Annotated in this window: 5 protein-coding genes, 1 tRNA gene, 7 pseudogenes and 2 other annotated features; of the genes and pseudogenes, 8 read left to right on the top strand and 5 right to left on the bottom strand. The window is 56.4% G+C overall.

Features of this window, described 5'->3' with window-relative positions; all coding sequences use genetic code 11:
- Positions 1 to 35: 35 nt before the first annotated feature.
- A protein-coding gene (locus BLS40_RS10500; RefSeq protein WP_092151894.1) for an IS3 family transposase occupies positions 36 to 1,300 on the top strand; the annotation gives its coding sequence in 2 pieces (ribosomal slippage) (positions 36 to 327 and positions 327 to 1,300; 1,266 coding nt in all).
- Positions 326 to 457, top strand: a sequence feature (AL1L pseudoknot). Its footprint overlaps the gene before it by 132 nt.
- Before the next feature lie 39 nt (positions 1,301 to 1,339).
- Here the strand turns inward: BLS40_RS10500 and BLS40_RS11415 are convergent.
- Both BLS40_RS11415 and BLS40_RS11410 read right to left on the bottom strand, forming a co-directional pair.
- Positions 1,340 to 1,483 (bottom strand): annotated as a pseudogene (locus tag BLS40_RS11415) (IS21-like element ISMyma9 family transposase); the annotation flags it as partial.
- Between the two features lie 72 nt (positions 1,484 to 1,555).
- A pseudogene (locus BLS40_RS11410) lies at positions 1,556 to 1,660 on the bottom strand (helix-turn-helix domain-containing protein); the annotation flags it as partial.
- A gap of 71 nt (positions 1,661 to 1,731) precedes the next feature.
- On the opposite strand from BLS40_RS11410, the pseudogene BLS40_RS10490 reads away from it, so the two are divergent.
- Positions 1,732 to 2,127, top strand: a pseudogene (locus tag BLS40_RS10490) (transposase); the annotation flags it as partial.
- Positions 2,128 to 2,629: 502 nt separating this feature from the next.
- On the opposite strand, the gene BLS40_RS10485 reads toward BLS40_RS10490, so the two are convergent.
- Positions 2,630 to 7,297, bottom strand: a complete 4,668-nt coding sequence (locus BLS40_RS10485; RefSeq protein ID WP_157672477.1) for a DUF5979 domain-containing protein — start codon at positions 7,295 to 7,297, stop codon at positions 2,630 to 2,632.
- A gap of 66 nt (positions 7,298 to 7,363) precedes the next feature.
- On the bottom strand, positions 7,364 to 8,707 hold the full coding sequence (locus BLS40_RS10480) for an IS256 family transposase (protein ID WP_092150768.1): 1,344 nt from the start codon (positions 8,705 to 8,707) through the stop codon (positions 7,364 to 7,366).
- Positions 8,708 to 9,081: 374 nt separating this feature from the next.
- Between BLS40_RS10480 and BLS40_RS10475 the strand changes: the two are divergent.
- The 6 genes and pseudogenes from BLS40_RS10475 to BLS40_RS10445 form a co-directional block, all read left to right on the top strand.
- A pseudogene (locus BLS40_RS10475) lies at positions 9,082 to 10,279 on the top strand (IS3 family transposase).
- Positions 10,280 to 10,453: 174 nt separating this feature from the next.
- Positions 10,454 to 11,718, top strand: a protein-coding gene (locus tag BLS40_RS10470) for an IS3 family transposase (RefSeq protein WP_092151894.1) whose coding sequence is annotated in 2 segments (ribosomal slippage) — positions 10,454 to 10,745 and positions 10,745 to 11,718 — 1,266 coding nt in all. Because the reading frame shifts where the segments join, the coding sequence is not laid out codon by codon here.
- Positions 10,744 to 10,875 (top strand) — a sequence feature (AL1L pseudoknot). Its footprint overlaps the gene before it by 132 nt.
- Before the next feature lie 81 nt (positions 11,719 to 11,799).
- Positions 11,800 to 12,656 (top strand): annotated as a pseudogene (locus BLS40_RS10460) (IS3 family transposase); the annotation flags it as partial.
- Between the two features lie 57 nt (positions 12,657 to 12,713).
- Positions 12,714 to 14,063 carry an IS256 family transposase gene (locus BLS40_RS10455; protein WP_092151888.1) on the top strand — a complete coding sequence of 450 codons (1,350 nt, stop codon included), beginning with the start codon at positions 12,714 to 12,716 and terminating at the stop codon, positions 14,061 to 14,063.
- Positions 14,064 to 14,099: 36 nt separating this feature from the next.
- Positions 14,100 to 14,405 (top strand): annotated as a pseudogene (locus BLS40_RS11120) (integrase core domain-containing protein); the annotation flags it as partial.
- A 16-nt stretch (positions 14,406 to 14,421) separates the two neighbouring features.
- Positions 14,422 to 15,330 (top strand): annotated as a pseudogene (locus BLS40_RS10445) (IS1249 family transposase); the annotation flags it as partial.
- 117 nt (positions 15,331 to 15,447) lie between these two features.
- Here BLS40_RS10445 and BLS40_RS10440 read toward each other — a convergent pair.
- Positions 15,448 to 15,521, bottom strand: a tRNA-Met gene (locus tag BLS40_RS10440).
- Position 15,522: the final 1 nt, after the last annotated feature.

The raw sequence follows: 15,522 nt of genomic DNA, 5'->3' as shown, positions 1-15,522 counted from the left end.
CGGAGACTAGGTTTTACCCTAGGAGGAAGATCAGCATGGCACGACCCAGTCAGTACGACGCAGCCACGCAGGAGCGCGCGGTGCGCATGTACTTCGAGCGCCTCGAGGAAGGCGACATCTCCAAGGCGGGCGCCCGCCGGGAGATCGGTGAACTTCTCGGTGTGAAGGAATCCACCCTGCGCAACTGGATCCGCAAACAGGAAAAGCAGGCCGAAGCTCCTGAGCCCGGTTCCCTGTCCTACCAGCAACTCCAGGCCGCCTACGACGAGCAGGCCAAGGAAGTGGCCAAGCTGCGACGCGCCAATGAGATTTTGAAAACGGCGTCGGCTTTTTTCGCCCAGGCGGAGCTCGACCGCAAACTTCGGTAATCGTGGAGTTCATCCGCACCTACCGCCACCGCTTCGGGGTCGAGTCAATCTGCGAAACCTTGACTGCCCATGGCATCGCGATTGCCCCAAGCACCTTTTACGACCATCAGGCCCGCGGCTTCGGCCCCTCGGACGCTGAACTCGACGAGGCCTACGCCGCCCACCGCATCTACCGGTTGTGGGAGGCCAACCGCAAGGTCTACGGCCGGCGCAAACTCTGGAAGTCCGCCATCCGTGACGGCATGACTGTTGGCCGTGACCAGGTCGAACGACTGATGAAGATCACCGGAATCAAAGGCGTGTCACGAGGGATGCACCGCAAGAAGACCACCGTGGCCACCCCGGCCCACCGCCGGCACCCGGACCTGATCAACCGGCGGTGGGCGTATCCGTCGCACCCGGATCAGTGGTGGATCGCGGACTTCACCTACGTCTGGACCCGGGAGGGCTTCTGCTACGTCGCCTTCATTGTCGACGCCTATTCGCGAATGATCCTCGGCTGGGTGGTCACCACGGTCATGGACACCCGGATGGTGCTCATGGCCCTGGAGCACGCCCTGTTTTCCCGTCGGCGCACGAGGATGGACTTCACCGCCACCGGCATCGTCCACCACTCGGACGCGGGAGCCCAGTACACCTCTATGGCGTTTACCGATGCCCTTGTCGAGGCCGGGTTGCAGGGCTCGATCGGCTCGGCCGGTGACGCCTTGGACAACGCGATGATGGAATCAACGATCGGGCTCTACAAGACCGAACTGATCGGCTTCGATCCACGTCGTACGTGGAGGGATGCCCAGGAGGTAGAAACGGAAACGGCCTCGTGGGTCTACTGGTACAATCACCAACGTCTGCACTCGTCGATCGGTGACGTTCCCCCGATCGAATACGAGCAGGACTACGAGGAATTCAACACCACCAGAAGAGCCCAGTAAGGCTTTTACCCGTAGTCTCCGAAAAACTCAGGCCGATTCAGGGTCTGCGGGAAGATACTCGGGTCGGATCCGGGCAATGTTTTTGCGCAGCCACGATTCTGACCCGGTCCACCCAACGCGCTGTCCGATGACTTTTGCGTTAAGACGTGGAGTTTCAGCCAGCAGCGCGCGTACTTGTGGTTCGAAGGCATCAAAACTCGTGGTCTTAACCCGACGCGTCGAGTACTTCGGAGGCGAATCCGAAGCGAGTGCCCGCTCGACAGTCTTCTTCGCGCAGCCAACCTCGTTGGCAATCTTGCGTATCGATAAACCCTGCCCACGCAGGTATCGGATCTGTGCCCATTGCTCCAAAGAAATCACCCATCCAATCTTTTTCGGATGGGCTACTTTTCGGGGAGCGTTTTAGGCTACTTTTCAAAGAGCGCTGACAAATCTTCCAGCAACCCGATGCCGCATCCACCTGGGGACAAGCCCGCGAGGTAGTTGACCTGTTGGAACCGAAATTCCCGCAGGTCGCTGCCTATCTAGAGGAATCCCTCGATGAGGTGTTGGCGTTTACCGCAGCCCCGAAACCAGTCTGGACGAAAGTCTGGTCAAACAACCCCACCGAAAGGTTAAACCGGGAGATCCGCCGGCGCACCGACGTCGTCGGCATCTTCCCGAACCGCGAATCCATCATCCGGCTTGTCGGGGCGGTTCTTGCCGAGCAGCACGACGATTGGATCCAGCAAAAACGCTACATGTCACTGTCCGCACTCGAACACACCAAACAACTCATGCACCACTCAGGAGATGATCATGGCGACCATCACCAGCTAACCGCCTAACCACAACCCCGAACTACATACCGAGCCGAAAGCTAGACGGCTACACCACTACACGGGACTTGACCATCATTTCAATACATCAATAGGTATTGTTGTATTACCGAAGCTCAGCGCAATAGATGAAATTGGAACAAGCGGGAACAATTGAGAGCTAAGTAGGCAGTGAATTCATACTTCCTGGAAACAAAACAAGGGTCTGACTCCGATGTTAAATCAGAGTCAGACCCTTGAGTTGTCTTTACCTAGAAGCTACCAAAGTAGCTTGCAGGTTTAGATTGGCTTTGGGATATCAATTCCACCAGCTGGATCGCTACTGCCGAAAGTTGCGCTTCCGACTGGACCCAGTGCTTCGTAAAGCCAGATAGCGAGGTCTACCCCCCAGTCGACGACCGAAGAGCCGACGTACTGGATGTCTTCGATGTTAATTCCGATTGGAATCATACTTAACATAGTTTCCCTCCTTTCCTACTTAATAGTTGTTTCTTAATTGTTGGGGCCTGGTTTAGGCTTCTTTGTTGCCGCGACCGCGAAGTGCCAACCATGCACCACCGACTAGCAGCAGCAGACCTGCGCCTGCAACGCCGAGTACGGATGCACCGGTGTTAGCCAAGCCGCCGCCCTTTGAACCGGAAGGTCCGTCAGATGGCTGGCTTGGGCCAGAACCTGGAGACTTCGGAGTGTCACCTGGCTCGCTTGGCGAGGATGGGTCAGATGGATCGGTTGGCTCAGATGGCTCACCTGGCTTGGAAGGCTCACCTGGAGTTGGCGTATCTGGGGTTGGAGGTGTTGGGGTGTGGTCACCTGGGAAGATAGGAATTGGGATGATGATCAGACCGTTAGCGCTGGTCTTGTTTTCCAAGGACAGCTTAACTGGGTCGTTTGCTTCACCGGTCAATTCAACAACTACGCCGGTCTCAGAGCCTTCCAGCTCAGAGATGTTGGCGGAGCCGCCCGCAACCGTCCAGAGAACCTCTGCCCACTTGACGTTGGAAACGTCGGTGGTTGCACCGGTTTCTTCGAAGGTGATCTCCGTGTTCAGTGGGAACGAAGGCTTACCGTCGATAATAGATGCATCGCAGTTTGCTGGTTCTGGGTGTACTTCTGCCTGCTGGCCAGGAACTACATTCAGGATGCAGTGGCGGTCATTGCCGTCTACATCGGTCCACGAAGCAGTGACCTGGAACAGTGCGTTCTCATCCTTGGTTACAGCGTTGCCTTTTGGACCGGTGACAATCTTGTCAACGTCAACGGTCGTGGTTGGGATAACGCGGTTGTGGATTTCAACCTCGGTGACTTCATTAGCTTCGATGTCAGCTGCTGGTGCGTCGGCGGATTCACCATTGACGATGTAGTTAATCTGGGTGCTCCAGTCGATACCTGGCAGTGGCTTCGGGGTCAATTCGCTGAAGGTGACCGTGGTGCCCTTAGGCAGAACCTTGTCAGATTCCCACTTGAAACCGTTAGCAGCGTTCAGGGTGATGATGTCACCAACAGCGATGCCTGCATCTGCTGGAAGTTCCTTGCCGGCTGGCAGTTCGATGTTCTCGATGGAGACCTCAAACTCAGCGCCTTCTGGCAGGTTAGCTTCTGCAGCTGGGATACCGGCACCAGATTCATCAGTGATGATGTACTTCTCGTAAGAGATAGCACCTGGTGCCCACAGGGCTTCGTTGCTTACTGTAACGAGGCGACCCTCTTCTGGGTTATCGGAAATGATTCCGGTGTAGCTTCCATCCGGGTTCGCCTTCAACCAGGACTCACCAGTTGGGTCAGTGCCCCAGGTGATGTTGCCCCACGCGACGCCTTCAATCTCTGGCAGGTCGAGTTCGGTAAAGGTGATTTCCGTTTCTACTGGCAGCTTCTCAGACAGTGCGGTTGCCTCACCCTGGGTAATAGTCAGGATTTCTGACTTGTACTCAGTGCCGGACTTCCACGTTGCCTTGACGGTGAACTCAACGTCTTCTGGCACAGCTTCAGCAGCTTCGCCTTCGACAGACTTGATAACACGCATGGTGCCATCGTTCTTATCGACGTAGTTCTTCAGCTTAACGTTCTTCACGTCCTTGCCGATGGTTACTTCGCCAAGGTTGTTTTCGCCGACAGTGACGTCACCAGACCAAGCTGGAACGCCCCACGCCAGACCGTTACCGTTTTCCGGAAGGATTTCTTCCAAGGTTACAACGGTGCCGTTCTTCAGGTCTTCGCCGAAGTCGACGGAGCCGTTCTTTGGAACCTGAAGTTCCTTGCTCTGAGACTGACCATTTGCGTCAGTCCACGTTGCGCGGACAAGGTAGGTGTCAGGAACATTGCTGTTGTACTGCTCAGGACCCTCTAGCTTCTTCTTAATCTTGAAGGTGCCGTAGGTGTCGTTAGCCTTGTTCTTCAGCTGAACCTTAACATTCGGGTTGTCCTGGGTGATAGTGATTTCATCACCTGGTACAAACTCTGGGTCGCCCCAGGTTACCTGGTCGTTGTCAGCAGGACGAGCCTCGCTGAACTTAACGATGGTTCCGACCTTGAGGTTAGGGATGGTAGCTTCTTCGCTATTTCCAAGCACAAGAGTCTGCTGAGTCTTGGTGCCGTCTGGGTTGGTGATGCGAGCTAGAACCTCGAAGGATTGGTTACCAACTGCATCAGCTGCCTTGCCTACTACTTCCTTAGAGATGGTTGCGCTGCCCAGGTTAGCCCGGTTGCGCAGTTCCACCTCAATGTTTTCACGTGGCTTAATAGCGATGATAGCTTCAGAGCCATCTTCACTAACGGTCACGCCGTCCTTCTTGGAGTCAACGAAACGGCCTGGTTCGAAAATGAAGCCAGAGTCCTCTGGGAATCCAACCTCGGTCAGACGGATCTGCCAGTTGTTACCACGAGCGTAGTGCCCGGAGACTGGAGTGCCATCTGCCTTTACCTTGATCTCGTAGCGCTGAACCGGAGTCACCGACGCATCGGTCAGATCAGCTGGAACAAGGTTGTCATCGTCATCACGGACAGGTGCGAATTCCTCAACGAGCACGGTGAATTCAGCGTCTTCACCGAAGTCTGCGGAGCCGCCTGCTTGAGTCTTGAGCAAGCTGAAGGAGCCGCGGGAAACACCGTTTCCATCGGCGCCGCCGTCCCAGCTTTGTTCAACATTACTGTTCAACTTAACGCCGTTAACATCAACAGAGTTTCCGTACGTGGTGCCCTTCTCATCGAGACCGCCACTGGAGGTACACATCGTGTAGGTGATGAAGTAGGAGTAGTCACGGCTGAAGTGATCTTCGCCGAACTCATCTGCATCCATGGAGAAGGTCAGGGTATTACCAGTGAGGTCGACATCGGTAGCGCCGGTGAGATCAACAGTCTCTTTGCCGCCATTTTTTACGAAGTCGCGTGCTTCCAGCTTGAAGTTCAGTCGATCCTTCAGATCCGCATTGCCTGCTTCGCAGACTGCCTGGGTATCAGAGAATTCATCAGTGATATCCAGGGTGTCAAGATCTTCAATCTGGTAGCCGTCAACACGAACGGTCCAGTCAACAGTAGTACCAGCAGGCTGGGTTTGTCCGCCAACTACCTTCGGCTCAGTGTTCAAGCGTCCAGACTTGTCTTGGGTAAACCCTGGGGACTTAGTGGTCGCCTTAAGCTCTGCACCGTTAAATACTGCATTATTACCAAATTCAGTTTCCGAATCCGGAATGCCATCGGTGGTCAAGCAGTTGGTGTACTGGAACTGGTAGTTCTTCGTTGGGTCGAAGTCGAAGTTGCTCCACTCGATGGTGGTATCGAATCCGTTATCACCTGCGTCAGCAACACCGTTTACACCGGAGAAGTTGCTGGTGATATTAGTCCAGCCCTGCTCAAAGCGGTTTTCATCTTCGTTCCATACAGGACGCTGAGTCTGCTCGAATACAGCAATGTTCAGTCCGCCTTCGCAGACTTCCTGGGAGGCACCGAAGTCATCCTTCAGTGTGATGTTTTCAGCGTCTACCAGTGCTGAACCGTGTTCGAAGATTCTCCACGTTGCCTTCTGGAAACGGTCTTCCCCGCCGCGGAGGAAACCTTCCTTACGCAGAACAACTGGCTCCCAGTCGGTGTAGTCACCGATGATGCCGTCGTACTTTTTCTCACCGATAACGATGGTGTTAGCGAAGTCATCGTTGTCAATGCCGGATTCGGTGATCAAAAGATCTGCATCAGCAAGACAAGTGACGTATTCCAAGGTGTAGAGGAAGTCCGAGCGGAATTCTTCACCGTCGTTGAGAGCAACGGTGAGATTGCCGTTATCGTCGTAAGTTAACTCGCCAATTTCATTCTGGTTGTTTGGACGTCCACCGAAAAGCTTGGCCTGTCCAGGACGACAGAAATTGAGGTGCTCGGAAAGTTCATCTTCCAATACGACAACGCCATCTTCGTCGGCATCCTCGGTCACCAATAGCGCGCCCGCGATATCAACAGTCCACTTAATGGAGGTGCGGTCCTCGAGAACGCGCCCCTTCTTCTCAGTCTCCATTGGGCCAGCACCATCAGAGATGCCGCCGCCATCGCCAGGAAGCTTGACAACTACGTCTTCACCCGGAACCTCAAAAGTCAGGCTCTCTTCAGTGATGTATTCGCGAGCTTCTGCTGCGATCCACCAAGTACCGCTGACATCTTCTTTATCCTTAACTTCGTCGTTGAGAGTACAGGTAAAGGTGTTGTCAGAGTTGACTACGCACTCGCCAATCTTGACGCCCGCGTCGATATCACCAGTACCGTCCGAGGTTACATCGAAGGAGTAATTAGCAGGGATGCTCAACTCATCTGGGAAACCAACAGTAAAGGTTTCGCCACCGTTAAGGGTTTGGGTAGCTTCCCAAGTTCCCTCAACGCGAGCCGAGTCGCCGACCGTCAACTGAGTTTCAGGGTCAACAATCGGGTTATTAGTGATTCGGTCTACGGTGACCTTAATTGGGCTATCGTCGGTCGCCAACGTAGAAATCTTTGCGTTTTTACCGGCAGACTTTGCAGGAGTCAAAGCTTCAGACCCGTCAACTAGATCCTGAGTTGAATTGTCACCAGTGTTTCCTGTGTCCGCAGCCGGAGCTTCAGGCTGCTCTACATCAATTTTCTCGACGGAGGTATCTGCGGTCTCCGAAGCGCCAGGTGCGTCCTCCTCCTGCGCTGTCGCCTGTGAAGGAGTGAACGTCAGCATGCTGAGGACCAGGGCAATAATGCCAAGGATGAGCGTGTCAAGTTGTTTGTGTGTGGGGCGTGATTATTAGAGGTAGGGCTCGAAGCGGTCAGGGTAAGCCACAGACATCTGGTTGATGGCCTGCTTCCAGTTCGTCACCCGCCTGCCCTCGATCAGCCGGCCGCTGGTCGCCGCGACCCGTTTGCCCTGCTTAGCACGCTTGGCGGCCCGTTTGTCCTCAATGTTGCAGATCATCAACCACAAGGTTTTGATCGCAGACTCATCGTTGGTGAACTGCACCCGATTCCGGGTGGCTTTACGCAGCTCGTTGTTCATCGACTCAATCGAGTTCGTGGTGTAGATCACCTTCCTAGCCATCGGTGGGAACTCCAGGAACGGGATGAACCGGTCCCACGCATCGCGCCACACCTTGACTGACTGCGGATACTTTTCCCCCAGCTCGGAGGCCTCGAACTCCGTCAACGCCGCCAGAGCGGTTTGCTCGGTGGGGGCGGTGTAGATCTTCTTCAACTCGGCGGACACCGCCTTACGATCTCCATAGGCCACCCACCGGTTTGCTGCCCTGATCAGGTGGACGACACAGGTCTGGACCATCGAATCCGGCCAGGTGGCTTCCACAGCCTCCGGCAGACCCTTGAGCCCGTCACAGCACACGATGAACACATCGTGCACTCCGCGGGTAGCGAGGTTGGCACACACCTGCGCCCAGAACGAGGCTCCTTCCTCTTTAGCCAGCCAGATACCCAGGATGTGTTTGATCCCCTCCATGTCCACCCCGATAGCCAGGTACGCGGATTTGTTGACCACCCGGCCCCCGTCACGGACTTTGATCCGTAACGCATCGAGGAAGACCACGGGGTAGAACTCATCAAGTTGGCGGTTCTGCCAGATCATGACCTCCTCGAGGACCGCATCGGTGATCGCGGAGATTGTTTCATGGGAGATGTCCACGCCCATGGCGGTGGCCATGTGGTGCTGGATGTCTCGGACGGTCATGCCACCGGCATAGAGACTGATGATCATGTCGTCGACGTCGGTCAGCCGGCGGGATCCTTTGGGCACCATTGTCGGCAGGAAGGATCCGTCACGGTCCCGGGGAACAGCGACATCGACCGGTCCGTAGTTCGAATCGACCCGCTTGGGGTAGGAACCGTTACGGGAATTGTTCTGACCAGCGGCTTCCTTGCTGTTCCGGTCGCCGTGCTGGTAGCCGAGGTGGGCATCCATCTCGGCGTTGAGGCCCCGGTTGATCGAGGCCTGGAGCAGGCCCCGGACGAGATCGTTGGCATCCGTGGTGGAGGTGCCGAGCTCGTCGATCAGCTTCGCCATCTCAGGATTGGCGAGGAGCTTTTCCTCGATCGCTTTGATCTTTGCGGAGTCCTCTGGGTTTCGTCGTGCCACGGTAGTCATTCTGGTTCATCTCCTTGGTATGAGGGGAATCCCTCACACACAAACCATCTGACACCCTCCCAAGGATCGTCGCCAATGCAACCCACGGAGCCACCTCCTCTCCTCGTCGGAATTGATTAATCCTACTCAACATTCCCGCCCTCTCTCGACGTAAACTGACTAAACAACCAGATGCCAGTGTTGATAACTGTCATCAATCTACGACAGATTCGACAACCAGGTGTTTGAAAATAAGAACCCCCGCCAAATCCTGCAATTACAATAGCAGCTCCATAGGAATATGGATACAAATTAATGAACTAGGACCTGACCCCTGTTAGGTAGACACCTGATATCCAGCCCGGTTGGGTTGGGAAGAAAGGTAATCTACCACCATGCCTAGGTACTCCGAACAGTTCAAACGTGATGCTGTGGCCCTCTACGAAAACAATGAGGACCTCTCACTCCACGCGGCTTCAGCAGAGCTAGGAATCAATCGTTCCTCACTTTATTCCTGGCTTAAGCAGTACGGCACCGGCAAACGTGCCCGCACGAAGACCCTGCGTGACAAGGCCCAAGCGACGACTGATTCTGAACGAATCCGCCAGTGAGACAAAAGAAGTCTCGAAGCTGCGCGAAGAACGCGACATCCTGCGCAAGGCCGCGAAATATTTTGCTTAAAGAGACACGCTGGTAATCCGCTTCCAGTTTGTCTATGACCACCGAACCGAATACTCGGATCACACGGATGTGCCACGTGTTAAAGCTCAATCGCTCCTCGTTCTACAAATGGGTCAATACCCGCGAAAAACGCAGGTTAAAGATGTGTTCCGATGCTCTTATTGGTGCACGAATCAAGACCATCTTCGATGATGAGCACGGGCTTTATGGTGCTAAACGCATCGCTGCAAGCCTTAAAGCCGGGACGGATTTCGGCCCGATCAATCACAAGAAGGTCGCACGCATTATGAAATCCATGGGGCTAAAAGGCTTTACTAAGCGCCGTCGGTGTATCACTACCAGGCGCAAGCCTGGACGTCGAGTCATGCCAGATCTAGTAGGCCGCAGATTCACCGCTGACAGGCCGAACCACGTCTACGTAGGCGATATCACCTACCTGCCGTGTAAGGGCGGCAAGAACATGTACCTGGCCACGGTCATCGACGTCTACTCGCGCAAACTCGTCGGCCATGCACTAGCCGATCACATGCGGGTATCGCTGGTTATCGAGGCTTTATCTCATGCCAGGAAAGTCCGTGGAAGCCTTAAAGGGGCAATTTTCCATTCTGATCATGGCAGTGTGTGTACACCTCACAAGCATTTAGGGACCACTGCACCCAGCTTGGCGTGCGCCAATCCATGGGAGCGGTGGGAACAAGTGCCGATAATGCCCTGGCAGAATCTTTCAACGCCACCTTAAAGCGTGAAGTCCTGCGTGATCGGAAAGTCTTTGACAATCCCATTACCTGCCGCCAAGAAGTCTTCCGATGGTGCATGCGCTACAACACACGCAGACGGCACTCCTGGTGCAACCTTCAAGCCCCCGATACCTTCGAAGCACTCACATCAGCTACACTGACCCAAGCAGCATAGCTAGCCCCCGACGTGTCTACTTTCCGGGGGCCAGGCCCGGGGGACCTGACCCCTTGTTGGTGGACATAGGCTAGCCCCGGTTGACAGCCGGAGGAGGGTAGTCTCAGTTCATGCCTCGTATGAGGCGGCCTGGGTTGGTCGGAGACTAGGTTTTACCCTAGGAGGAAGATCAGCATGGCACGACCCAGTCAGTACGACGCAGCCACGCAGGAGCGCGCGGTGCGCATGTACTTCGAGCGCCTCGAGGAAGGCGACATCTCCAAGGCGGGCGCCCGCCGGGAGATCGGTGAACTTCTCGGTGTGAAGGAATCCACCCTGCGCAACTGGATCCGCAAACAGGAAAAGCAGGCCGAAGCTCCTGAGCCCGGTTCCCTGTCCTACCAGCAACTCCAGGCCGCCTACGACGAGCAGGCCAAGGAAGTGGCCAAGCTGCGACGCGCCAATGAGATTTTGAAAACGGCGTCGGCTTTTTTCGCCCAGGCGGAGCTCGACCGCAAACTTCGGTAATCGTGGAGTTCATCCGCACCTACCGCCACCGCTTCGGGGTCGAGTCAATCTGCGAAACCTTGACTGCCCATGGCATCGCGATTGCCCCAAGCACCTTTTACGACCATCAGGCCCGCGGCTTCGGCCCCTCGGACGCTGAACTCGACGAGGCCTACGCCGCCCACCGCATCTACCGGTTGTGGGAGGCCAACCGCAAGGTCTACGGCCGGCGCAAACTCTGGAAGTCCGCCATCCGTGACGGCATGACTGTTGGCCGTGACCAGGTCGAACGACTGATGAAGATCACCGGAATCAAAGGCGTGTCACGAGGGATGCACCGCAAGAAGACCACCGTGGCCACCCCGGCCCACCGCCGGCACCCGGACCTGATCAACCGGCGGTGGGCGTATCCGTCGCACCCGGATCAGTGGTGGATCGCGGACTTCACCTACGTCTGGACCCGGGAGGGCTTCTGCTACGTCGCCTTCATTGTCGACGCCTATTCGCGAATGATCCTCGGCTGGGTGGTCACCACGGTCATGGACACCCGGATGGTGCTCATGGCCCTGGAGCACGCCCTGTTTTCCCGTCGGCGCACGAGGATGGACTTCACCGCCACCGGCATCGTCCACCACTCGGACGCGGGAGCCCAGTACACCTCTATGGCGTTTACCGATGCCCTTGTCGAGGCCGGGTTGCAGGGCTCGATCGGCTCGGCCGGTGACGCCTTGGACAACGCGATGATGGAATCAACGATCGGGCTCTACAAGACCGAACTGATCGGCTTCGATCCACGTCGTACGTGGAGGGATGCCCAGGAGGTAGAAACGGAAACGGCCTCGTGGGTCTACTGGTACAATCACCAACGTCTGCACTCGTCGATCGGTGACGTTCCCCCGATCGAATACGAGCAGGACTACGAGGAATTCAACACCACCAGAAGAGCCCAGTAAGGCTTTTACCCGTAGTCTCCGAAAAACTCAGGCCGATTCAGTAAGTCCTATACTGAGGAGTTCAAGCGCGACGCGGTCGCGATGTATGAAGACACAGACGGTGTGTCTCTTAATTCGGTTGCTCATGATCTCGGTGTTAACCGTGGCAGTCTCGCTGCCTGGGTCAAGCGCTATGGCACGGGCAAAAAAGCCCGCGCGATTGATGCTGCAGCTCGAGCCCGGACATCATCGGATTTAGAGCGGATCCGACAACTCGAGAAGCAGAACCGGCTTCTTCAAGAAGAGCGAGACATCCTTCGCAAGGCGGCGCAGTATTTTGCGAAAGAGATGGGCTTGTGATCCGCTTCAAGTTCATCCGGGACCATCGCACCGAGTATTCGGTCAAGCGGATGTGCCACGTGCTGAAGGTGCGGCGATCTTCCTATTACAAGTGGAAAAACACACAGGCCGCGCGCCGCCAGAAGGTTCTTGACGATGCTGTTCTCGGTGCTCGTATCCGCACTGTGTTCCGTGAGGAACACGGACTCTACGGAGCTAAGCGCATCGCCGCGGCGTTGAACGATCCTGATTCGGGGGCGCATGCGGTGGTCAATCACAAACGCGTCGCACGCATCATGAAGACTATGGGCATCCAGGGGTTCACGAAGAAACGCCGCGTGCGCACCACCGTGGCAGATGCTGGCCGTGGTGTCTTTCCAGATCTTGTTTGCAGGCAGTTTCATGCCCCGGCGCCGAATCGCGTGCTCGTCGGCGACATTACCTACCTGCCGGTATCCGGTGGCGGCAATATGTATCTTGCCACCGTGATCGATTGTTATTCCCGCAGGCTGGTGGGATTTTCTATTGCTGACCACATGCGCGTCGATCTGGTTATCGATGCGCTGGACTCAGCACAGCGCGCCCGAGGCAGTCTGAAAGGAGCGATTTTTCATTCAGATCGGGAGTGTCAGGAAGTTTGTGTGTGAGGCTCTGATCTAGAAGGAGTTTCACCGATAATGACTACGGTGTCACCGAAGAAAGGCCATGACCCGGCGAGGGTCAACGAGATCAGCGAGAAGCTGATGGAAAATCCTGAGCTCGCCAGCTTGATCAGCGAGCTGTCGACGTCCGCTGATGATGCCAGCGACCTGGTCAAAGGCCTGTTGCAGGCATCGATCAACGCTGGTCTGCAGGCGGAAATGGATGCGCATTTGGGCTACGGACATTCCGACCGTAAAACCAAAGCCCAGGTTGAACCCACACACGGCGGCAATCACCGCAACGGGTCGTACACCAAGACCGTCAACTCTGGCTATGGCGCAGTGGAAGTGACCGTGCCCAGGGATCGTGCCGGCACGTTTACCCCGAAGATGGTGCCCAAGGGAGCACGCCGGCTGACAGAGCTCGACGACATGATCGTCTCGCTGTATGCCGGTGGGATGACGGTGCGCGATATTCAGCACCATCTCGCAACCACGCTTGGGGTGGATGTGAGCCCGGATACGATCAGCACGATTACCGATGCGGTGTTAGACGAGGTCATGATCTGGCAGAACCGCCAGCTCGACGAGTTTTACCCGGTGATCTTCCTCGACGCGCTACGCGTGAAAATCCGTGACGGTCACCGCGTCGTCAACAAAGCCTGCTACATGGCTGTTGGCATCGACATCGACGGCATCAAGCACATCTTGGGATTGTGGATCGCTGAAAATGAAGGCGCCGCATTCTGGGCATCGGTGTGCGCGGATCTGGCCAACCGCGGTGTCCAAGACGTGTTCATCGTCTGTTGCGACGGGCTGAAAGGCCTGCCGGAAGCCGTGGAGGCAACCTGGCCAAATTCCATGGTGCAGACCTGCATCGTGCACCTGATTCGGGCTGCGAACCGGTGGGTGTCCTACCAGGACCGCAAATCTGTCTCCCGGGCGCTGCGTGAGGTCTACACGGCCGCAAACGAGGACACCGCCCGTGCCAGCCTTGATGCCTTCGAGGCCTCAGAGTTGGGCCAGAAATACCCGCAGTCGGTCAAAGTCTGGCGCGACGCCTGGGAGCGGTTCATACCGTTTCTGCAGTTCCCGCCTGCGGCACGGCGGGTGCTCTACACCACCAACTCGATCGAATCACTCAACGCTGAGCTGCGTAAAGCTACTCGTAACCGGGGCCAATTCCCGAACGATACTGCGGCGCTGAAGACGCTGTGGCTGATGATCTGCAATATCGAGGACAAGCGCGCTGCCCAGCGAGCGAAGAAAGCGAAACGTGACATCGAATGCAACGGCTATATTGAAGGAGCGAAAGCCACCGGGTGGAAACAAGCCATCAACCAACTAGCCGTGGCGTACCCTGACCGATTCGCGGATTACTTGTAACCCAAGCCCCCGCACACAAACAATCGGACACCCTCTTCAGATCACGGCAGTGTCTATACCTCGAAGGCATTTAGCTCACGATGCACGATGCTAGGGGTGACCCAATCGATGGGAGCGGTGGGAACCAGCGCAGACAACGCGCTAGCGGAGTCGTTCAACGCGACATTGAAACGCGAGGTGCTGCAAAACCGGAAACGCTTCGACTCACTGCTGCACGCCAGACGGGACGTCTTCGCGTGGTGTGTGCGCTACAACCAGAAGCGCAGACACTCATGGTGCGATTATCTGTCGCCCCTCGAGTTCGAAAACCGCACCTGCGGTAAACTCACCTTGACCGCATAAGTTCAATTCCCTGTGTCCACCTTCCAGGGGTCGGGCCCGGGTCTACGACCAGGTCTTCATCGACGGCACCTACACCGCCGGCGGGTGTCTCATCGTAGCCGCCACCTTGGATCACGTCATCGCCTGGCACTGGTGCACACGTGAGACCACCGGCGACTACCAAAAGCTCCTCGAACGTATCCCCGCGCCCCTGATCGCTGTCATCGACGGCGGCCAAGGCGCTGCCAGCGCAATCAAGACATGCTGGCCCACAACGAAAGTGCAGCGCTGTCTCGTCCACGCCCAACGCGTGGTACGCCGACACACCACCTCACGCCCACGCACCGATGCAGGACGAGCGATCTACCAGCTCGCGCTCAACCTCACGAAGATCACCGATCTTGACGAGGCGGCCGCGTGGGGTGCGCAGCTACACGAATACGGCAACGTCTACCGCGACTGGATGAACCAGAAAACGTGGACAACCGACCCGGCGACACGGCAACGCACCTGGTCATGGACGCATGAACGCACCCGCAAGGCCTACAACAGCCTCAACCACCTGTGGCGAAACAACCTACTGTTCGTCTACCTCGAACCACCCGACGGTGTCCTCGATGCCAACCGGATCAAATCCACCACCAACAGCCTTGAAGGCGGCATCAACGCCCAACTGAAACTGCTGACCCGCACCCACCGCGGACGATCCGGGGAGCATCAGCGTCGGATGCTGGAGTGGTGGCTGTATCTGTAAACGGAACTGCCTGACGATCCTGTTGAGATCGCCAGGCAGTCCAACTGGGGCCAGGACCAACTCGCCAAAGTATCCACCCTGACCCACAACGAGAACCACGCCGACCACGAAACCGGACGACCAGCCCTCTACGACAACGCTATCGACACCAACTACACACACTCAATCGGCATCCAAAAAGGCCACATCTAACCCCGCGACACGCCGACAACAGACACACATTTTGTCGTTTAACCCCCAAATGGCGATCCGATCACAAAATGAAGAAGACCCCTACCAGCATTTGCACTGGTAGGGGTCTTATCTTAGTAGCGGGGGCTGGATTCGAACCAACGACCTCTGGGTTATGAGCCCAGCGAGCTACCGAGCTGCTCCACCCCGCGA

The organism is Corynebacterium mycetoides, from assembly GCF_900103625.1.
GTDB classification, from domain to species: Bacteria; Actinomycetota; Actinomycetes; order Mycobacteriales; family Mycobacteriaceae; genus Corynebacterium; species Corynebacterium mycetoides.
Note: the sequence above shows the minus strand (reverse complement) of the source record. Positions and strands in the feature narration are given on the sequence as shown.

Coding starts and splice junctions, on each gene's coding strand:
- BLS40_RS10485 (WP_157672477.1), bottom strand. CDS start 7,297: ATGCTGACGTTCACTCCTTCACAGGCGACAGCGCAGGAGGAGGACGCA.
- BLS40_RS10480 (WP_092150768.1), bottom strand. CDS start 8,707: ATGACTACCGTGGCACGACGAAACCCAGAGGACTCCGCAAAGATCAAA.
- BLS40_RS10455 (WP_092151888.1), top strand. CDS start 12,714: ATGACTACGGTGTCACCGAAGAAAGGCCATGACCCGGCGAGGGTCAAC.